This is a genomic window from Clavibacter michiganensis (genome assembly GCF_016907085.1).
Lineage (GTDB): Bacteria > Actinomycetota > Actinomycetes > Actinomycetales > Microbacteriaceae > Clavibacter > Clavibacter michiganensis_O.
In genome coordinates, this window is the sequence record NZ_JAFBBJ010000001.1 from 293,417 (window position 1) to 311,041 (window position 17,625).

The 17,625-nt window shown below is 73.5% G+C and carries 18 protein-coding genes; 5 read left to right on the forward strand and 13 right to left on the reverse strand.

The genetic code is table 11. The features are described 5' to 3' along the window. Position 1 precedes the first annotated feature (1 nt). From JOE38_RS01320 to JOE38_RS01330, 3 genes are all read right to left on the reverse strand, one after another. Positions 2–988: a carbohydrate ABC transporter permease gene (locus JOE38_RS01320; protein WP_204574526.1), complete on the reverse strand. Its 987-nt coding sequence runs from the start codon at positions 986–988 to the stop codon at positions 2–4. 3 nt (positions 989–991) lie between these two features. After that, positions 992–2,383, reverse strand: a complete 1,392-nt coding sequence (locus JOE38_RS01325) for an extracellular solute-binding protein (protein ID WP_204574527.1) — start codon at positions 2,381–2,383, stop codon at positions 992–994. Positions 2,384–2,519: 136 nt separating this feature from the next. Next, on the reverse strand, positions 2,520–3,785 hold the full coding sequence (locus tag JOE38_RS01330; protein ID WP_204574528.1) for an ROK family transcriptional regulator: 1,266 nt from the start codon (positions 3,783–3,785) through the stop codon (positions 2,520–2,522). A 171-nt stretch (positions 3,786–3,956) separates the two neighbouring features. On the opposite strand from JOE38_RS01330, the gene JOE38_RS01335 reads away from it, so the two are divergent. Both JOE38_RS01335 and JOE38_RS01340 read left to right on the forward strand, forming a co-directional pair. Further along, positions 3,957–5,099 (forward strand): iron-containing redox enzyme family protein, encoded by a 1,143-nt coding sequence (locus tag JOE38_RS01335; protein ID WP_204574529.1) that lies wholly within the window; start codon positions 3,957–3,959, stop codon positions 5,097–5,099. Next, positions 5,096–5,371 (forward strand): CDGSH iron-sulfur domain-containing protein, encoded by a 276-nt coding sequence (locus JOE38_RS01340; RefSeq protein ID WP_204574530.1) that lies wholly within the window; start codon positions 5,096–5,098, stop codon positions 5,369–5,371. Before JOE38_RS01335 ends, JOE38_RS01340 begins: the two co-directional genes overlap by 4 nt. A 12-nt stretch (positions 5,372–5,383) precedes the next feature. Here the strand turns inward: JOE38_RS01340 and ypfJ are convergent, their stop codons facing one another. The 10 genes from ypfJ to JOE38_RS01390 all read right to left on the reverse strand — a co-directional run bounded on the left by ypfJ (position 5,384) and on the right by JOE38_RS01390 (position 14,193). Beyond that, entirely contained in the window at positions 5,384–6,295 is a 912-nt protein-coding gene (ypfJ, locus tag JOE38_RS01345; protein ID WP_204574531.1) for a KPN_02809 family neutral zinc metallopeptidase, read from the reverse strand. Positions 6,296–6,326: 31 nt separating this feature from the next. Then, positions 6,327–6,956 carry a DNA alkylation repair protein gene (locus JOE38_RS01350; protein WP_204574532.1) on the reverse strand — a complete coding sequence of 210 codons (630 nt, stop codon included), beginning with the start codon at positions 6,954–6,956 and terminating at the stop codon, positions 6,327–6,329. After that, the gene (locus JOE38_RS01355) at positions 6,953–7,966 is read right to left on the reverse strand and encodes an NAD-dependent epimerase/dehydratase family protein (protein ID WP_204574533.1); all 1,014 of its coding nucleotides are present in this window, start codon (positions 7,964–7,966) and stop codon (positions 6,953–6,955) included. Before JOE38_RS01355 ends, JOE38_RS01350 begins: the two co-directional genes overlap by 4 nt. 113 nt (positions 7,967–8,079) lie before the next feature. Beyond that, positions 8,080–8,595: a DUF2017 family protein gene (locus JOE38_RS01360; RefSeq protein WP_204574534.1), complete on the reverse strand. Its 516-nt coding sequence runs from the start codon at positions 8,593–8,595 to the stop codon at positions 8,080–8,082. Then, positions 8,592–8,966: an ATP-dependent Clp protease adapter ClpS gene (clpS, locus tag JOE38_RS01365; RefSeq protein ID WP_204574535.1), complete on the reverse strand. Its 375-nt coding sequence runs from the start codon at positions 8,964–8,966 to the stop codon at positions 8,592–8,594. Before clpS ends, JOE38_RS01360 begins: the two co-directional genes overlap by 4 nt. Positions 8,967–9,054: 88 nt before the next feature. Then, positions 9,055–9,753 (reverse strand): response regulator transcription factor, encoded by a 699-nt coding sequence (locus tag JOE38_RS01370; protein ID WP_204574536.1) that lies wholly within the window; start codon positions 9,751–9,753, stop codon positions 9,055–9,057. Beyond that, positions 9,750–10,991 carry a sensor histidine kinase gene (locus JOE38_RS01375; RefSeq protein ID WP_204574537.1) on the reverse strand — a complete coding sequence of 414 codons (1,242 nt, stop codon included), beginning with the start codon at positions 10,989–10,991 and terminating at the stop codon, positions 9,750–9,752. The genes JOE38_RS01370 and JOE38_RS01375 overlap by 4 nt, the downstream gene beginning before the upstream one ends. 95 nt (positions 10,992–11,086) lie before the next feature. Further along, positions 11,087–11,926: an ABC transporter permease subunit gene (locus JOE38_RS01380; RefSeq protein WP_204574538.1), complete on the reverse strand. Its 840-nt coding sequence runs from the start codon at positions 11,924–11,926 to the stop codon at positions 11,087–11,089. Further along, on the reverse strand, positions 11,923–12,858 hold the full coding sequence (locus JOE38_RS01385; RefSeq protein WP_204574539.1) for an ATP-binding cassette domain-containing protein: 936 nt from the start codon (positions 12,856–12,858) through the stop codon (positions 11,923–11,925). The genes JOE38_RS01380 and JOE38_RS01385 overlap by 4 nt, the downstream gene beginning before the upstream one ends. 129 nt (positions 12,859–12,987) lie before the next feature. Then, a complete protein-coding gene (locus JOE38_RS01390; protein ID WP_204574540.1) occupies positions 12,988–14,193 on the reverse strand; it encodes an aminotransferase class I/II-fold pyridoxal phosphate-dependent enzyme in 1,206 nt (401 codons plus the stop codon). 180 nt (positions 14,194–14,373) lie between these two features. Between JOE38_RS01390 and JOE38_RS01395 the strand changes: the two genes are divergently transcribed. The 3 genes from JOE38_RS01395 to JOE38_RS01405 all read left to right on the forward strand — a co-directional run bounded on the left by JOE38_RS01395 (position 14,374) and on the right by JOE38_RS01405 (position 17,607). Then, entirely contained in the window at positions 14,374–14,916 is a 543-nt protein-coding gene (locus tag JOE38_RS01395; RefSeq protein WP_204574541.1) for a hypothetical protein, read from the forward strand. Positions 14,917–15,296: 380 nt separating this feature from the next. Beyond that, positions 15,297–15,824 (forward strand): hypothetical protein, encoded by a 528-nt coding sequence (locus JOE38_RS15675; protein ID WP_239545823.1) that lies wholly within the window; start codon positions 15,297–15,299, stop codon positions 15,822–15,824. 244 nt (positions 15,825–16,068) lie between these two features. Beyond that, positions 16,069–17,607: a S1C family serine protease gene (locus JOE38_RS01405; RefSeq protein ID WP_204574543.1), complete on the forward strand. Its 1,539-nt coding sequence runs from the start codon at positions 16,069–16,071 to the stop codon at positions 17,605–17,607. Positions 17,608–17,625: the final 18 nt, after the last annotated feature.

Consider the following 17,625-nt stretch of genomic DNA (forward strand, 5'->3'; position numbering starts at 1 on the left):
GTCAGTCCACCTCCGGGCGCAGGGCCCTGATGTAGATCACGCTGAACACCGCTCCGACGAGGAGCATGATCGTGGCGATCGCGGTGCCGAAGCCCAGCTGCGAGAACTGGAACGCCTCCTGGTAGGCGAGGATCGGCAGGGTCGAGCTGCTGGTGCCGGGGCCGCCGCCCGTCATCACGAAGATGAGGGTGAAGACCGAGAGCGTCTGCAGCGTGGTGAGCATGAGGTTCGTCGAGATGCTGCGGCGGATCACCGGCAGCGTGATGAAGACGAGCCGCTGCCAGCCGGTCGCGCCGTCGACCTCGGCCGACTCGGTGATCTCCGGCGGCACCTCCTGCACGGCCGCGGAGTACACGAGCATCGAGAAGGCGGATCCGCGCCACACGTTCGCGAGGATCACCGAGAGCAGCGGCAGGCCGTAGAGCCAGTTCGCGCCCTGGATGCCGAACCAGCCGAGGATCGTGTTGAGCGTGCCCTCGTCGTTGAAGAACGCGTACGCGGCGAAGGCGGCCACGATCTCCGGCAGCACCCACGCCGCGATGACGAAGGTGCCGACGACCGCGCGCACCACGCGGTTGCCCTGCCGCATGAGCAGCGCCAGGCCGAGGCCGACGACGTTCTGCCCGACGACCGCGGAGAAGAACACGAACGCGAGCGTGAGGAGCACGGACTTGGGGAAGTCGGGATCCGCGAACAGCGCCGTGTAGTTGTCGAACCCGATGAACCGCGCGCCGCCGGCGGCGTACCCGGTGAGGGACGCGTCGGTGAAGGAGCCGTAGAGGCTCGAGATCACGGGGCCGAGGAGGAACAGGGCGAGCAGGACGATCGAGGGCAGCAGCGGGATGGTGCGCGCGCCGGTGCGGAGCGCGCGGGCGCGGCCCCGGCCGGGGCGGACCGGGGGAGGCCCGCCCGACCCGGGTCCCGAGCCCGCCGCGCCCCGCCCGTCGGCCGCGCGGCCGACCGGGACGGGGGCGATGGTGGTGGCCACGGGTCAGTCCTCGGCCTTCTGCGTCCCGTCCTCGCCGACGATGCCGACGACGGCCTGGTCGTACGCGGCCGCGGCCTCCTGCGGGGACTGCTGGCCGGTCATCACCGACTCCATCGCCACCGTGATCGCATTGGAGATGCGGCTGTAGTCGGTCGTCGCGGGGCGGAAGTGCGTCGTGTCGACGAGGGAGGAGAAGAACGCGAACGTCGGGTTGGAGGCGACGTACTCCGGGTCCTCGGCCACGTCGCTGCGGACCGCGATCTGGCTGGCCGCGATGTCGTACGACTGCGAGCCGTCCTTGTCGAGCGCGTCGGCGATGAACTCGAACGCCTTGTCGGGGGCCTTCGTCTTCGCGCCGACCGCGAGGGTCCAGCCGCCCGACATGCTGACGGCGCCGGGGGCCTGGCCGTCCTGCGTGGGCATGGGCGCCTGGCCCATCACGTCGCTCCACTCGGGCCACGGGTTCGTGCCCGTGTCGAGCCAGGTGCCGCTCAGCCACGAGCCGTCGAGGTCGATGGCGAGCTTGCCCTGCGGGATCCACTGGCCGGCGACGATGGTGCCGATGTTGGTGTCGAGCGCCTCCTCGGGCTTCGGGCCGATGCCGCCCTGGTAGACGTCGCGGATGAAGCCGAGCGAGTCCTCGAAGCCCTGCGAGCCCGTGATCCACTTGCTCGTCGCGTCGTCGTAGAGGGTGCCGGTGGGGGTGCCGTAGTGCAGCATCTCGAAGCCCTGCATGGTCGCGCCCTCGCCCTGGGGCTTCCCCGAGTAGACGTTGAGCGGGATCACGTCGGGCAGCTTCTGCTTGATCGTCTTCGCGGCGTCGAGCACGTCGTCCCAGGTCTTCGGCGTCCACGGCACGGGCAGGCCGGCCTTGGCGAAGAGGTCCTTGTTGTACCAGAGGGCGCGCGTGTCGGTGCCCATGGGGATCCCGTAGACCTTGCCGTCCTCGCCGACGCCCGCCTGCTTGGCGGAGTCGTAGAACTTGGACCAGTCGTCCCACTCGGCCACCTGCTCGTCGAGGGGGAGGAGATAGCCGGCGGCGGCATCGGACTTCACCTTGAAGGTGTCCTCGTACATCACGTCGGGGGCCGTCGAGGCCGACCGGTTCATCAGCGCGAGCTTGGTGAAGTAGTCGTCGTTCTGCGCGGCGATGGGCACGAACTCGACCTTCATGCCGGGGTTCGCGGCCTCGAAGGTCTTCGCGGTCTCCTTCATGTGGTCGTCCATCTGGGTGAAGGTCCCGAACTTCTGGTAGGCGACCTTGAGGGTCTTCCCGTCGCCTCCGCCGCCCGCGCCGCCCGAGCAGCCGGTGGCGAGGAGGAGGGCGGCGACGGACGCCGCCGTGATCTGGAGGATGCGGGCTCGCGTCCTGCGACGGGGCGGATGGTTCGTCATGGTGCTCCCTTGCTCCACTGGCCAGGACGGTCGGCATCGTCGCCGTCCGTCGAGGGTTAGCCAAACGTATGGACTAATCCATGTCAAGACATCCTGGTGTCGATCCGGTGACGGAGCGCGGCCGGCCGGCCGGCGGTCAGCCGCGGATGAGCATCGCCGACGGGCGCGGCGAGAACGCGTTGTCGAGCACGAGGCACGCGGCGCCGACGGCGGCCACGTCCTCGCCCACGGCGGACTCGACCACCCGCACGGGGTGCTTGGCGATGAGCGCGGGGGAGCGCCGCACCTCCTCCGGCAGCGTCGCGAGCACGAGGCGCGCGATCGGGTGCCAGAACGGGCCGCCGCAGACGACCTCGTCGAGGTCGAGCAGGTTCACCTGGATGACGATGGCGCGCGCGAGGTGCCGGGCCGCGGCCTCCACGATCCGGCGGGCGGGCCCGTCCTCCGCGTCCGCGCGGGCCGCGAGCGCATGGAAGGCCTCGCCGATCAGGCGCATGTCGACCGCGTCGCCGCTCGCCGCGGACTCCGCGAGGGCCGCGTCGGACACGTCGCCGGCCCGGAGCACGCCTCCCTCGACGGCCTGGCGCACGAGCGCGTGCGGGGTGATGAGCTCGCCCACGCAGCCGACCCGCCCGCACGTGCAGCGCCGGCCGCGCGCGGCGACCATGATGTGGCCGGAGTCCCCGGCGTTCGAGCTCGCACCGCGCACCGGCTCGCCGCCGAGCACCAGGCCGGTGCCGAACCCCGTGCCGTAGTAGACGAACGCGAGGTGGCGGCGATCCCCGGGCCCGAACCACAGCTCCGCGACGGCGGCCGCGGTCACGTCCTTCTCCAGGAGCACCGGCAGCCCGGTCGCGGTGCTGAGGGCCGAGCGCAGCGGGACGTGGCGCCAGCGGGGCAGCATCGGCGGATCCAGCACCAGGCCCGCGCCCACGTCGATGGGCCCCGGGGCGGCGAGGCCCACGCCGAGCACGGCCTGGCGGTCGACCCCCGCGTCGGCGATGAGGCCGTCGACGAGCCGCGCCACGAGCGCGACCACCTCGTCGGGGCGGGATGCGGAGGGTGTGGGGCTGCTGACGTGGCGGATGACCGTGCCCTCGAGGTCGAGCAGCACGGACGTGATGACCGCGGGATCCACGTGCACGCCCACCGCGAAGCGCCCGTCGGGCACGAGGTGCAGGAGGGTGCGCGGCTTGCCGGGTCCGCGGATCACGGTGCCGCCCTCGCGCACGAGACCCTCGTCGATGAGGCGGCGCGTCACGTTGGTGACGGTCTGCGCGCTGAGGCCCGTGCGCTCGGCGATCTCGGAGCGGCTGGCCCCCTCGGCCGCACGGCGCACCGCGTCGAGCACCACCGTGCGGTTGTAGCCGCCGATGGCGGGGAGGTTCGTGCCGCGTCGCATGGGCACCTCCTCGCGTGGACCTGGCCCGCCGGGCGCGGGCCTCTCCGCAGTATCCCGGATGCGCGCACGGCGGTCGCACCGCGCCCGGCACCTGCGGCAGGCCTTACCGCCGCCCGGGGGAGACCGCGACACGCCCGGCCGCGCCGACGGGAGGCGGAGGAGGGTGGGGGCATGACCGATCTGTTCGCGACCGCCCACGAAGCGGCTCGCACCCTCCCGTCGCCCCTCCCCGCCGCGCGCGGCCCGCTCAGCGCGTCGCTCCTCGCCGACCTCGCCGGGGGATCCGCCTCGCCGTCCGCGCCCGGATCCGCCGCCGCCGTCGGCACCGCCGCCGACGCGCGCGCCGTCGCCCCAGCTCCCGACCTCGCCGCGCTCGCCGCCGAGGCGCTCGCCGCGACGGACGACGTGGTCCGGGACGACGACGTCCAGCTGGCCCTGTTCTGCCTCTACGAGCTGCACCACGCCGGCCTCGAGGGCGTCGACGAGGACCGCGAGTGGGACCCGCGGCTCATCGCCGTGCGGGGGATCCTCGAGCGCGCGTTCGAGGCCGCCCTGCGCGAGCGCGTCGACGTGCCCGAGCGCCCGGAGCCGACGTCGGCGGGCGTCGCCGCCTGGCTCTTCGCGCTCACCTCGGCCGAATCCGGCCCGTCGCTCTCGCGCGTCGTCGCGCGGAAGGCGAGCGTCGAGCAGCTCCGGGAGTTCCTCGTGCAGCGGTCGATCTACACGCTCGGCGAGGCGGATCCGCACTCCTGGGCGATCCCGCGCCTCCGCGGTCGCGCGAAGGCGGCGCTCGTGGAGATCCAGGCCGACGAGTACGGCGGCGGCCGGCCCGAGCGCGTGCACGCGACCATCTTCGGCGCGACCCTCCGCGGCGTCGGCCTCGACGACCGCTACGGCGCGTACCTCGACGACGTGCCCGCGATCACGCTCGCGTCCTCGAACGCCATGTCGCTGTTCAGCCTGCACCGCCGCCTCCGCGGCGCGATCGTCGGCCACCTCGCCGCGTTCGAGATGACCTCGAGCGTGCCCAGCCGCCTCTACGCCAGCGGGATCCGCCGACTGGGGTTCGGCGACGACGTCGCCTGGTACTACGACGAGCACGTCGAGGCCGACGCCGTCCACGAGCAGATCGCCGCGCACGACCTCGCGGGCGGGCTCGTGGAGTCGGAGCCCGAGCTGCTCGACGACGTCCTGTTCGGCGCGGCCGCGTGCCTCGAGGTCGAGGGGTGGGTCGGCGCGCACGTGCTCGCCAGCTGGCAGGCGGGCCGGTCGTCGCTCCGCGAGGGCTCGACGGCCGCCGTCGTCGCCGCGTGAGCGCGCCGTCCGCGGACGACGCCCCCGCGTCGGGCCAGGCGCCCGCCCGGTCGACGGCACCGGAGCCGGCGCGGATCATCGCGTACCCGGACGGGCCGCTCCTCGTCCGCGGCGACTTCGAGATCGTCGACCCCGAGGGCCGCCCGGTCCCGCGGTCACGGAGCACCGTCGCGCTCTGCCGCTGCGGCGTCTCGTCGATCAAGCCCTACTGCGACGGCACGCACCGGCTGGTCGGCTTCCGCACGGATCCGCCTGCGCCCGCCGCCGACTAGGGGCCGCGTGCCCTAGAGGGCGCTGCCCGGCACCGCGAACGTGTCGCACGCCGTGGGTCCGCCGGCGCGACCGGCCTCGAACCAGCGCTGGCGCTGCTCGGCGGATCCGTGCGTCCAGGTGTCCGGATCCACCCCGCCGCCCGCCTGCGCCTGGATGCGGTCGTCGCCCACGGCGGCCGCGGCGTCGAGCGCGTCGGCGACCTCGGTCGTGGTGACGGGCTCGAGGAACGCGCGTCCGGTGTCGTCCCGCACCTCGGCGGCGGCGCCGACCCACGCGCCCGCGTAGCAGTCGGCCTGCACCTCGAGCCGCACCGAGTCGGAGTCCGGCCCCGTGCCGCTGCGGTCCGCGCGGTCGAAGGCGCCCGAGAGCTGCTGGATGTGGTGGCCCCACTCGTGGCCCACCACGTACATCTGCGCGAGCGGCCCGCCCGAGGCGCCGAAGCGCGTGCGCAGCTCGTCGAAGAACGTCGTGTCGACGAAGAGGCGTCGATCCGGCGGGCAGTAGAACGGGCCCGTGGCGCTCGTGGCCTCGCCGCAGCCGGTGCTCGTCGCGGCGTCGAACAGCGAGAAGCCGGGGCTCGCGTAGTCGGCGATGCCGACCTCGGATGCCGCGGTGGTCCAGTAGGTGTCGAGCGAGTCGGCCGCGCCGGCCATGCGGCACTCCACGCTCGCGTTCGCCTCGGCGCCGGTCGTGCAGCCCTCGATGGCCTCGTCCTGCTCCTGCGCGGAGCCGCCCGAGCCCGCGCCGCCTGTGCCGCCGACCAGCTGCGAGAGGTCGACGCCCGTGAACTGCTGCACGAGGATCACGGCGACCACCACGAGGAGCCCGCCGCCGCCGGCCGCGATGCCGGTCGTGCGTCCCCGGCCGCCGCGGCGCCGGGTGACCTTGCTGCTGTCGATGCGGGCGTCGTCGTCGAAGGTCATGCCCCGACCGTACCCGCGGGCGGGGTCGGCGTCAGGCGAGGTCCGGCCGGGTCTCGCGCACGAGGTCGCGCACCCGCTCGACCGCCTCGCGCACCACGTCGTGCCCGCCCCGCGGCGCCGCCTGCGCGGTGCGAGCACGGCAGAGGAATCCGTCCCAGTCGCCGCCGCCCGCGCGGAGCGGGCGCGTCGGCGCCAGCAGGGCGGCCCGGCGGAGCCACACGTCCTGCTCGCCCGCCCACCGGTCGAGGGCCTGGTCGGCCCGGGCGCGCGCGGTGCCGGAGAGCCGCTCGACGAGCGGGCCGATGACGTCGAGGGCGAGCGGATCCACGAGCGCCCGCAGCCGCGCATCCCGCACGAACCCCTCGATGCGCGTGAGATCGCCGTTGTCGAGCCCGTCGACGTGCGCCTGCAGCAGCACGACGGCCGCGAGCCGTCGCTCGTAGACGCGCGACCGCCAGAGCTCGGAGGCGAGCGCGACCGCCTCGTCGCGGGTCATCCCCGGACGCCGCCGCCCGAGGTCGCGCACCGTCCCGCGCACGGCGCCCACGGACGCGCCCACGAACTCGAGGTCGGAGCGCAGCCGCTCCCGCTCCGCCTCGGCGCGGTACCACGCGCCCTCCCGCTCGAGCGCCGCCGCGACGAACTCGGCGTCCTCGGTCATCCGGCGAGCGGCGCCGAGCCCTCGCGCCCGGTGCGGTGCACGAAGGCGCGGCCGAACTCGGACAGCACCTGCTCCGCCGTGTGGGTCGGGGTCCAGCCGAGCACCTCGCGGGCGCGGTCGGTCGACATCACGGGCACGTTCGCGGCGATGTCGATCCAGCCGGGATCCGTCCGCTGCACGCGCAGCCGCCAGCTCGCCGACACGAGCGCCCGCAGCGCCGGCAGCGGCACCGTCACGACGCGCGCGTCGAGGAGGCGGCCGACGAGCGCGGCGTCGACGACGGGATCCGCCGCCACGTTGAACGCCCCGGGAGCGCGCCGCTCGACCGCACGCCAGAACGCGTCCGCGACGTCCTCGTTGTGCACCACCTGCGAGACGAGCTCGCGGGGGAGCGGCAGCACCGGGGTGCGGGTGGCGAGCGAGAGCCAGCGCGTGGGGATCCACCGCCCCAGGAAGAGGCCGGCGATCTCCGCGGCGGCCTCGTCGTGCATCACGAGCCCGGGCCGCATGCGCGTCACCACGATCTCGGGGTGCGCCTCCTCGAACGCGTCCATCGCGCGCTCGTTCTCGGCCTTGTGCCGGGAGTAGTGGGAGGTGTGGATCCCGCCGGTCGGCCAGGACTCGTCGCGCGGCCGGTCCTTCGGGGCCGCGCTGTACGCGCCCACCGACGACGCGACGACCACCTGGGGCACGCCCGCCTGCGCGACGGCCTCGAGCACGTTCGCCGTGCCGATGACGTTCGTGCGGTGCATCACGCGCTCGCGATGGTTCGGCTGCAGCGCCCAGCCGAGGTGGATCACCGCGTCGGCGCCGCGCATGGTGGCCGCGAGCCCGGAGACGGCGCCCGCGGCGCCGATGTCGGCGAGGCGCCAGGTGACCTGGGAGTACGGCTCGAGGGAGGCGTCGGGCATGCGCCGGGCGACGCCCACGATCTCGGCGCCCGCGGCGTGGAGGCGGCGCAGCACCCCGGTGCCGAGGTTCCCGGTCGCTCCGATGACGACGACGCGCATGCTGCTCCTCTCCTGCGGACGGGACCCGTCGGGCCGGCTGATCCGCGGGTCCCCTCCATCATGCTCGCCGACGCCCGTGGCCGGGCCGCTCCGCGGCCGCTGGAGGCCGACGCTCAGCGGTCGACGGCCTCGATGAGCGATCCCTGCGCGAACGTCAGCCAGTCGTAGAGGCTCGCGCTCTCCTCCGGCGCGCGGTCGCGCCAGCCCTCGGCCTCGTCGATGCGCAGCGGCACCGAGATCGCGAGCCGGAGGTCGTTGAGCGTGCGGAGCCAGGCCTGCGCTCCCGTCGGATCCAGCACCACGAGGAGCCCCCGCCGGCCGGCCCCGCGCGCGTCCGCCTCCGCGAGCGTGGCCTCGACGGCGGTGGCGTTCGCGGCCTTGGCCTCGCTGAGGTCCGACGCCGTGAAGCGCCGGAACTCGGCGGACGCCTCGGCGTCGTCCGGGTAGGCGTCGGGCAGCAGGCGCTCGACGACGGGGGAGGGGGCGGCGCCGTCCGTGGCGCCGCCGGGCGCGGTGCCCTCCTCGAGGATCCCGCCGAGCTCGCCGAGGAGGCCGCGCAGCATGGCGACCTCGTGCGGCTCGAGGTGGGCGGCGACCGTGTCGTCCGGGCGCGCGCGGAAGGCCCTCACGCGTCCACCCGCTCGAGCGTGGCCCACAGGCCGTAGCCGTGCATCGCGAGCACGTGGCGCTCGATCTCCTCGCGGATCCCCGTCGCGACCACGGCCCGGCCGTCCTCGTGCACCCGGAGCATCAGCTCGTCGGCGCGCTCGCGGGGGAAGCCGAAGTAGCTGCGGAACACGTACGAGACGTAGGTCATGAGGTTGACGGGGTCGTTCCAGACCACGCAGCTCCACACCGGCGGCGTCGCCGCGCGCTCGAGGAGGCCCGTGTCGGATCCCGTGCGCGTGCCGGAGCCGGGGTCGCCCGCGGGCGGGTCGGCAGCGCGGCGAGCGACCGGGAGGGCGTGGGCGGCCCGCGCGTCCGCAGCGGTGGTGGTCATCGCGCTCCTGTGGGGTCGTCCCGGCGGGCGGCCGGAGCTCCCATCCTCCCCCGTCGCGCGGGTCGTCGGCGACCTCGTTCGCGCCGCGTCATGCACCGGGCCGCACGAGCCCGCAGTCGTACGCGAGGATCACGGCCTGCACCCGGTCCCGCACCTCGAGCTTCGCGAGCACCCGGCCCACGTGGGTCTTCACCGTCGACTCCGACAGGAACAGCCGCCCCGCGATCTCCTGGTTCGTGAGCCCCTCGGCCAGCGCCGTGAGCACCTCCAGCTCGCGCGAGGTCAGCGGCCGCAGCCGCGGGTCGGCTGCGCCCTCCCCGGTTCCGGCCGCCCCGCCGGTCGGGGGCATCGCCGGCCCGAGCAGCTCGATCATGCGGCGCGTCACCCGGGGCGAGATGGCGGCGTCGCCGTCCGCGACCGCGCGGATCGCCTCCATCAGGTGCTCGGGCCGCGTGTCCTTCACGAGGAACCCGCTCGCGCCGGCGCGCAGCCCCGCGAACGCGTACTCGTCGAGGTCGAACGTGGTCAGCACGATGACGCGCGTCGCCGGGTGGCGGGCGACGATCTCGGCGGTGGCCTCGATCCCGTCCATGCCGGGCATGCGCACGTCCATGAGCACGATGTCGGGGGCGAGCTCGCCGGTGCGGTCCACGGCGGCGCGGCCGTCGGCGGCCTCGCCCACCACCTCGATCCCGGGCTCGGCGTCGAGCACCATGCGGAAGCCCATGCGCACGAGCGCCTGGTCGTCCACGATGAGCACGCGGACGGGTGTGCGGGGGTCGGTCATCGGTCCTCCTGGATGCGGGGGCTGGTCGTCGGGTCCGCGGCCCGTGACGCGTCGCCGGGACGGACGTCATGGAGCCCGCTGGGCATGGTGGCCAGCACGCGCCAGCCGCCGTTCTCGCGGCGTCCGGCCGTCGCGGTGCCGCCGTAGACGGCCATGCGCTCGGCGACGCCGACGAGCCCGCGGCCGCTGCCGGGGACGGGCGGCACGACGGGTCCCGTGAGGTCGTCGTCGGTGACCTCGACGATGATCTCCTCCGGCCGGTGGTCGACCCGCACCTCGACCCGGTCGGCGTTCGGCGCGTAGCGGAGCACGTTCGTCAGCGACTCCTGCACGACGCGGAAGACGGCGAGCTGGCGTCCGGGATCGTCCGGGGGCCCGCCCGTGCTCGTGAAGCGCACGGGGAGGCCCGTGGACCGGAACGAGTCGACGAGGGCGGGGAGGTCGGCGTGCCCGGGCTGCGGCGCGCGGAGCGACGGCGGGACGGCGTCGCCCGCGCCGGGCTCCTCGGCGAGGACGCCCAGCATGCGGCGCATCTCGGAGAGCGAGGTGCGACCGGTCTCGGCGACCTCGCGCATCGCGTCACGGGCGAGCTCCGGCCGGGCGACGGCGCTCGCGGCCGCCCCGTCGGCGAGCGTCACCATGACGGTGATCCCGTGCGCGACGATGTCGTGGATCTCGCGCGCGATCCGCGTCCGCTCCGCCGCCGTGGCGAGCCGCGCCTGCTGGTCGCGCTCGCGCGCGAGCTGCACGGCCAGGTCCTGCAGCGCCTCGACGTAGCGCTTGCGTCCGCCCACGTTCGTCCCGATGAGCGTCGCGATGAGCGGGGGGATCAAGCTGACCAGAAGCAAGCTCGCCGTGGTGAGGTCCAGCGGTCCCGTCCCGACGGTGAGCGGCACGACCACGGCCGTGAGGACGGACACGCCGGCCAGCCCGCACCAGGCGCGTCGCGACGACCCGTGCACGGCCACGGCGTACAGGGCCAGCGGCACGGCGCCGCCGTCGTAGGAGCCGGAGATCGCGGCGACGGCCACGGCGGCGGCCGCGCTCACGGCCAGCACCGCGACCGGCCGGGAGCGTCGGAACAGCAGGGCCGCGGCCGCGACGACGATGAGCGCGGCCTGCGCGATGTACCCCGGGACCGAGGTGCCGGGGCCGGCTGTCGGAGATGTGGCGCTGATGGAGATCAGCGCGTACAAGACGGCGATGGTGGCGTCGACCACGCGCGGGTGCCGCGCCATCCACCCCCGGAACGCGCCGGGAGGGGTGGGCAGGCGGACGCCGTCGGGCGCGGCGGTGTCCGCCGCGCCCGACGGCGTCCGCCGTTCCGCGTCGATCAGGCGTCCCGCTTCTTGGCGAGGATCAGAGCGGGCACGAGGATCACGACGACCCAGCCGAGCATGACGAGCAGCGCCTGCCAGAACTCCAGCTCGCCGGGCGCGCCGGTGCCGGAGCTGTAGAGCCGGTTGCCCGCGCTGAGGGGGAAGTAGGGCTCGAGATCCGCCACCCAGTCGAGCACGCCGCCGAGCAGCGAGCCGACGATGGGCACGACGAGCACGAGGCCCACGAGGGCGCCGATCCCGGCGGCGCCGTTGCGCAGCAGCAGACCGAAGCCGAATCCCATCATTCCGATGAGCACGACGAAGAGCACGCCGCCGAGCGCGGAGAGGAGGACGTCGCGCGTGAGCAGGTCGACGTCCGCGCCGGCCGCCGCGAAGTAGCCGTGTGCGGTCAGGAGGGCGGTCGCCACCGCGATGGCGGTGACGAGGAACGTGACGCCCGTGTAGACGATGGCCTTCGCGGCGATCACCCCGAGTCGGCGGGGCGCGGCGCTGAAGGACGAGCGGATCATCCCGGTGGAGTACTCGCCGCTGATGACCAGCACGCCGAGCACGCCCGCGACCAGCATCGAGAGGGTGAGACCGCTGAAGCCGACGGACACCATCAGGTCGGAGGCGGGAACGCCGGGGAGGGCCAGCTGGTCGCGTAGCTGGTCCACCACGAACGGCGTGAAGAGCGCCGCGAAGCCCGCCAGCAGGAGGAATTCGAGCGCGAAGCACCAGACGGTGGAGCGCAGCGTCCGCAGCTTGATCCACTCGGAGCGCATGAGACGGGGGAGCGTGGGCCGGCCCGTGGTCACCGGGGCGGGCGCGTAGGTCGTGCTGGTGGCGGTCATCGTGCGATCTCCTGCTCGGTCTGGCCGACTGCGGCGCTGTGGTACTCGACGTCGCCCTGCGTGAGCGACAGGTAGGCGTCCTCGAGGGACGCGGTGACGGGCGTGAGCTCGTGGAGCACGACCCCGGCGGACATCGCCGCGTCGCCGACCTGCGCGGCCGTGAGCCCGGTGATCTCGATCACGTCGCGCTCGACGCTGGTGACCACGACGTCCGGCCTCGCCACGGCCTGGCCGAGCTGGTCGGCATGCGGCGAGCGGACGCGGACGACGGCGCTCGTGGCCCCGGCGACCACCGCCGCGACGGGCGCGTCGGCGAGCACGCGACCGCGTCCGAGGACGATGAGGTGGTCGGCGGTCTGCGCCATCTCGCTCATGAGGTGGGAGGAGAGGAGCACGGTGCGGCCCTGGCCGGCCAGGTAGCGCGTGATGTTGCGCACCCACATGACCCCCTCGGGGTCGAGGCCGTTGACGGGCTCGTCGAGGATCAGCGTGCGGGGATCCCCGAGGAGCGCGACGGCGATGCCGAGGCGCTGCCCCATGCCGAGGGAGAAGCCGCCGACGCGCTTCTTGGCGACGGGCTGGAGGCCCGTCATCTCGATGACCTCGTCCACCCGCGAGCGCGGGATCCCGTGCGTGGCCGCCATGGCGAGCAGGTGGTTGAAGGCCGAGCGGCCGGTGTGCACGGCCTTGGCATCGAGGAGCGCGCCGACCTCGTGGAGCGGCGCCTGGAGGTCGCGGTAGCGGCGGCCGTTGACGGTCACGGAGCCGGACGTGGGGCTGTCGAGCCCGACGATCATGCGCATCGTGGTGGACTTGCCGGCACCGTTCGGACCGAGGAATCCGGTCACCATGCCCGGCTGGACGGTGAAGCTCACGCCGTCCACGGCGGTCTTCGCGCCGTAGCGCTTGGTCAGGTTCTCAGCGACGATCATGCGCGCTGCCTCCTCAGGGTGGGTTCGCGGGCCCAGCGCCCGCGGAAGCCACGTTAGGGGTGGGCCCGTCGCGGCGGCGTCCCCCCTCCGGCCCCCGTCCGGCGGAGACGCTGGTACCAGGGTGCCGCCTCAGGGGGTCCCGACCGCCAGCGCGCCGAGCCGCCTCGCGGCCTCCTCGAGCACGTCGATGCGCTTGCAGAACGCGAACCGGACGAGGGACGCCTGCTCCGCGGCGAGGGGCGCATGGCAGAAGGCGGACAGCGGCACGCCGACGACGCCGGCGAGCTCCGGGAGGCGCAGGCACAGCTCGCGGGCGTCGGGGAAGCCGAGAGGCGCGGCGTCCGCGACGATGAAGTACCCCGCCGCCGGGAGGTGGATCCGGAAGCCCGCGGCCGTCAGCCCCGCCGCGAGGACGTCGCGCTTGTGCCGCAGGTCGTCGGCGATGCCGTCGTACACCGCGTCGGGCAGCGCAAGCCCCGTCGCGATGGCCGGCTGGAACGGCGCCCCGTTGACGAAGGTCAGGAACTGCTTCACCGCGAGGATCGCCGACACGAGCGGCGCGGGCGCCGTGAGCCAGCCGACCTTCCACCCCGTCGTGCGGAACGTCTTGCCGCCGGAGGAGACGGTCACCGTCCGCTCGCGCGCCCCGGGCAGCGTCGCGACGGGCACGTGCGGCGCGTCGAAGACGAGGTGCTCGTAGACCTCGTCCGTCACGATCACCGCATCGTGCGCGATGGCGAGCTCGACCACGAGCTCCCGCACCTCGCGGCCGAGCACGGTCCCGGTCGGGTTGTGCGGGTCGTTGAGGAGGATCACGCGGGTGCGGTCCGTGATCACGCGACGGAGGTCGTCGAGCCGCGGCTGGAAGTCGGGGGCCCGCAGCGGCACGGTCCGATGGATCCCGCGGGCGAGCGAGATGAGCGCCCCGTAGGCGTCGTAGAACGGCTCGAGCGTCACGACCTCGTCGCCGTCCTCGATGAGCGCGAGCAGCGTGGCGGCGATGGCCTCGGTCGCGCCGGCGGTGACGAGGACCTCCGCGTCCGGATCCACGACGAGACCGTAGAAGCGCGCCTGATGCGCGGCGATCGCCGCCCGCAGCTCGGGCGTTCCCCGTCCCGGCGGGTACTGGTTCATGCCGGCCGAGATCGCGGCCCGCGCCGCGTCGAGCACCTCGACGGGTCCGTCCTCGTCCGGGAACCCCTGACCGAGGTTGATCGCGCCGGTCGCCGCGGCCAGCGCGCTCATCTCGGCGAACACGGTCGTGCCCGGCATCCCGTCCGGCGTCAGCAGCATGGCCCCACGGGCCGCGCGCGCCCACGCGCCGGGAATCGTCATGGGCCCATCATCTCGTGCTCGCTCCTCCTGCACAGGAGCTGGCGCCGGACCGGCGACGGCTGGTGTGGAGCGATGACGTCCGCGCTCGATGACCCCCGCTAGCTTTCCGGGACCCGCGATGCCCGGCGCTCTGGCGCCTGAGCGTCCGCGCGGGATCCGTACGGCCCGGGGGAGACGACCTTGCACGAGCGACCGCGCATTCCGCTGCTGCGACGAGGGGGAGCGGCAGCTGCATCGCTGGCCGTCCTCACCACGTCCCTGCTGCTCACCGGATGCTCACTGTCATCCTCCCCAGCACCCACGCCGGCTCCGGCCCCGTCGCTGACGCAGGAGCAGCAGGACGACGAGGCGTTCGAGACCTTGCTGTCGGGCTTCCTCGACCTGCCCTTCCAGGGTGAGTCCGCGAGTGACCTGCGTCCTTTCCTCACCGGAGATGCCCTGCAGGACGAAATCCGCGAGATCCAGCAATACCAAGCTGCGCAGCAGACCGTGGTCGGCAAGGACACCCACTATGGATTCCGCGTGACCTCACGGGGAGAGGGCTTCATGGTGGCGCAGGCGTGCCTGGATGTCAGCGGCACCAGGATCCTCGATGCGACTGGAGCGGACGTGACGCCGACGCGGAGTTCACTCGTGTCCCTTCAGCTCAAAGCCATCGATGACGAGGGGTCATGGCGCATCAGCGATCTAGTCCAGAACGACGAGGTCCACGCATGCGACTGAGGCTCGTGCTCGTTCTCCTGCTCTCGGTCACGTTCGTGTTCACGGTGATCGGCGCACCCTCCGCGCAGGCCGGAGACGAAGGATGCGGACGGCGAGGCTTCGGAGACGCTCCTTGCGTTGGTGGCGAGATCAGCGCGGATGGAGTCACGGTCCGCGGGACGACGGCAGTCCCGCATCGCCCCGAGATAGACATGGGACCGGCTCCTCTAGCCACGAGCGTAGGCACAGCTGCTCCCTCGGAACTTCCGTCGCCGCCTCCGGTGCCGCGTGGGCGGTGGGCGGTGGATGCGGATGCGCCGTGCAGTCCGAGTGCGCGTCTGTCGGGTGGGGGTCTGTGCGGGGATGGGCGGCATGCGTTCTTGCCGCCGGCGAAGGCGCCGGTGAAGCCGGCGGATCCGGTGCCGGTCGTGGCGGCGGTTCCGGGGGTGTCGTTGGCGGATGTGGCGCAGTTCGTGCCGCGGGATGCGTCGATCCGGTCGCAGCCGAACGGGTGGGCGATCGTGGGCGCGCCGGTGAACCTGTTCACGGACGCGACCGCGCAGGTGGTCGACGGGCAGTTGTTGGGTCGGCCGGCGCAGGTGCGGTTCGTGCCGGTGTCGTTCACCTGGGATCACGGCGACGGCACGAGTTCGACGGTCGCGGGCCCTGGTGCGTTGTGGAAGCGGTTGGGTCAGCAGGACTTCACGACGACCGACACGAGCCACGTGTATCCGAGCATCGGCGACCGGCAGGTGACGTTGACGATCGCGTACTCGCCGAGCTACCGGTTCGACGGGGGAGCGTGGCAGCAGATCGCGGGCACTCTGCCGGTGCAGATCGGCCCGGTCACGATCCATGTCCTCCAGGGATCGACGGTCCTCGTCGGTGGCGCGTGCGGCACCCGGAACGCGGGACCCGGATGCCCATGACCCGGATACCCATGACCGCCCTCTGCGCCGATGCCGGGTAGCTGACCACGCATCACACGGCATGACCGTCCGCGGCGGTCACGCCGCCGCCGCGTACGCTCGAGCCAGCGTGCGAGCCGAGGCGTGTCCGGCCCCGAGCCGCCGGTGCCTTCCGTAGCCTGTCGGGCGGTGCGCTGTCAGGGCGGCCATAGGGAACGCCCAGACTCGCCCTGAATGCTGGCACGACCTGAGAGGAGCACCACCGATGACCGACAGAAGCCACGGCGACGACGAGCACGAGGGCGGCCGCGAGGTCGACGGCCGAGCCGAGGGCTCCTCGACGGGTGCGACGTCGTCCGATGCCCCTCAGCCTCGCGACGAAGGATCCGCCTGGCCAGCGCCAGCAGGTCCCGCGGCTGCGTCCCACCCGGCGCCGACAGGCCAGGATCAGCGTGACACCCTCGCCTACGGGACGGCATCGCCGACGGACCACGCGGCGACCGCTCCCCTCGCTGGCGCTGCCGCCGCGGGACCCGAGCCGGTCGGCAGCATCGCGACCGCCGCTCCCAAGAAGAAGCCGAACAAGGCCCTGCCCCTCGTCGCCATGCTGGCCGTCGGGGCCCTCATCGGCGGTGCAGCCGGTGGGCTCACCACCTGGGCGATCGCGCACGACGATGCCTCCACCGAAGCGGTCAGCCAGTCACCCGCGAACATCACCGTCAACGACCCGGACAACGCGACGCCCATCACGGCCGTCGCCGCGAAGGTGTCCGGCTCGGTCGTCACCATCGACGTGGCGGGAGCGCAGGCCGGCGGCACGGGCTCCGGGGTCGTGCTCTCCAGTGACGGCTACGTCCTGACCAACACGCACGTCGTGACGCTCGACGGCCAGACGGGAGACGCCACCATCCAGGTCAAGACGGCGGACGGCGCCCTGTACTCGGCGAAGCTCATCGGCACGGATCCGGTGGTCGACCTCGCCGTCATCAAGCTCGACGACGCGAGCGGCCTCACGCCCATCGACTTCGCCGACTCATCCAAGCTCAACGTCGGAGACACGGCCATCGCCATCGGCGCTCCACTCGGTCTCTCCGGCACCGTCACGGATGGCATCGTCAGCGCGCTCGACCGGAGCATCCAGGTCGCGTCCTCGGCAGCCCCGACGACCCCGGGCGACGGCAGCCAGAGCGACGAGACGCCGTTCAACTTCTGGCCGTTCGGCAACGAGGGCCAGGGCGGATCCGGCGGGCAGGGCGGAGGCCAGGGCGGATCCGGTGCCCAGGGCCAGGCGGCAGCGACGATCAACCTCGCGGTCATCCAGACCGACGCGGCCATCAACCCCGGCAACTCGGGCGGCGCGCTCCTCGACGGCGACGGCAAGCTCATCGGCGTCAACGTCGCCATCGCGAACGCGGGCGGCACCAGCTCCACGGCGGGCAGCATCGGCGTCGGCTTCGCCATCCCGTCGAACCTGGCGAAGCGCGTGGGCCAGGAGATCATCCAGAACGGCAAGGCCTCGCACGGACTCCTCGGCGCGAGCGTCCGCGACGTCGCTAGCGGCGACTCCTCGACCCCGGTCGGCGGCGCGTTCATCGCGGAGGTCCAGAGCGGCGGCGCCGCGGCCGCGGCGGGCCTGAAGCAGGGCGACATCGTCACCGCGTTCGGCAGCATCCCGATCAGCAAGGCGAGCGACCTCACGGCGCAGGTGCGGGCCCTCGCGGGCGGCAGCGACGTCGAGCTCACCGTCATCCGCGGCGGGCAGAAGCAGCAGGTCGACGTCAAGCTCGGCACCCTGCAGCAGTAGTCCGGAGCGTCACGAGGG

Coding starts and splice junctions, on each gene's coding strand:
- JOE38_RS01325 (WP_204574527.1), bottom strand. CDS start 2,383: ATGACGAACCATCCGCCCCGTCGCAGGACGCGAGCCCGCATCCTCCAG.
- JOE38_RS01330 (WP_204574528.1), bottom strand. CDS start 3,785: ATGCGACGCGGCACGAACCTCCCCGCCATCGGCGGCTACAACCGCACG.
- JOE38_RS01335 (WP_204574529.1), top strand. CDS start 3,957: ATGACCGATCTGTTCGCGACCGCCCACGAAGCGGCTCGCACCCTCCCG.
- ypfJ (WP_204574531.1), bottom strand. CDS start 6,295: ATGACCTTCGACGACGACGCCCGCATCGACAGCAGCAAGGTCACCCGG.
- JOE38_RS01350 (WP_204574532.1), bottom strand. CDS start 6,956: ATGACCGAGGACGCCGAGTTCGTCGCGGCGGCGCTCGAGCGGGAGGGC.
- JOE38_RS01355 (WP_204574533.1), bottom strand. CDS start 7,966: ATGCGCGTCGTCGTCATCGGAGCGACCGGGAACCTCGGCACCGGGGTG.
- clpS (WP_204574535.1), bottom strand. CDS start 8,966: ATGACCACCACCGCTGCGGACGCGCGGGCCGCCCACGCCCTCCCGGTC.
- JOE38_RS01370 (WP_204574536.1), bottom strand. CDS start 9,753: ATGACCGACCCCCGCACACCCGTCCGCGTGCTCATCGTGGACGACCAG.
- JOE38_RS01375 (WP_204574537.1), bottom strand. CDS start 10,991: ATGGCGCGGCACCCGCGCGTGGTCGACGCCACCATCGCCGTCTTGTAC.
- JOE38_RS01380 (WP_204574538.1), bottom strand. CDS start 11,926: ATGACCGCCACCAGCACGACCTACGCGCCCGCCCCGGTGACCACGGGC.
- JOE38_RS01385 (WP_204574539.1), bottom strand. CDS start 12,858: ATGATCGTCGCTGAGAACCTGACCAAGCGCTACGGCGCGAAGACCGCC.
- JOE38_RS01390 (WP_204574540.1), bottom strand. CDS start 14,193: ATGACGATTCCCGGCGCGTGGGCGCGCGCGGCCCGTGGGGCCATGCTG.
- JOE38_RS01405 (WP_204574543.1), top strand. CDS start 16,069: ATGACCGACAGAAGCCACGGCGACGACGAGCACGAGGGCGGCCGCGAG.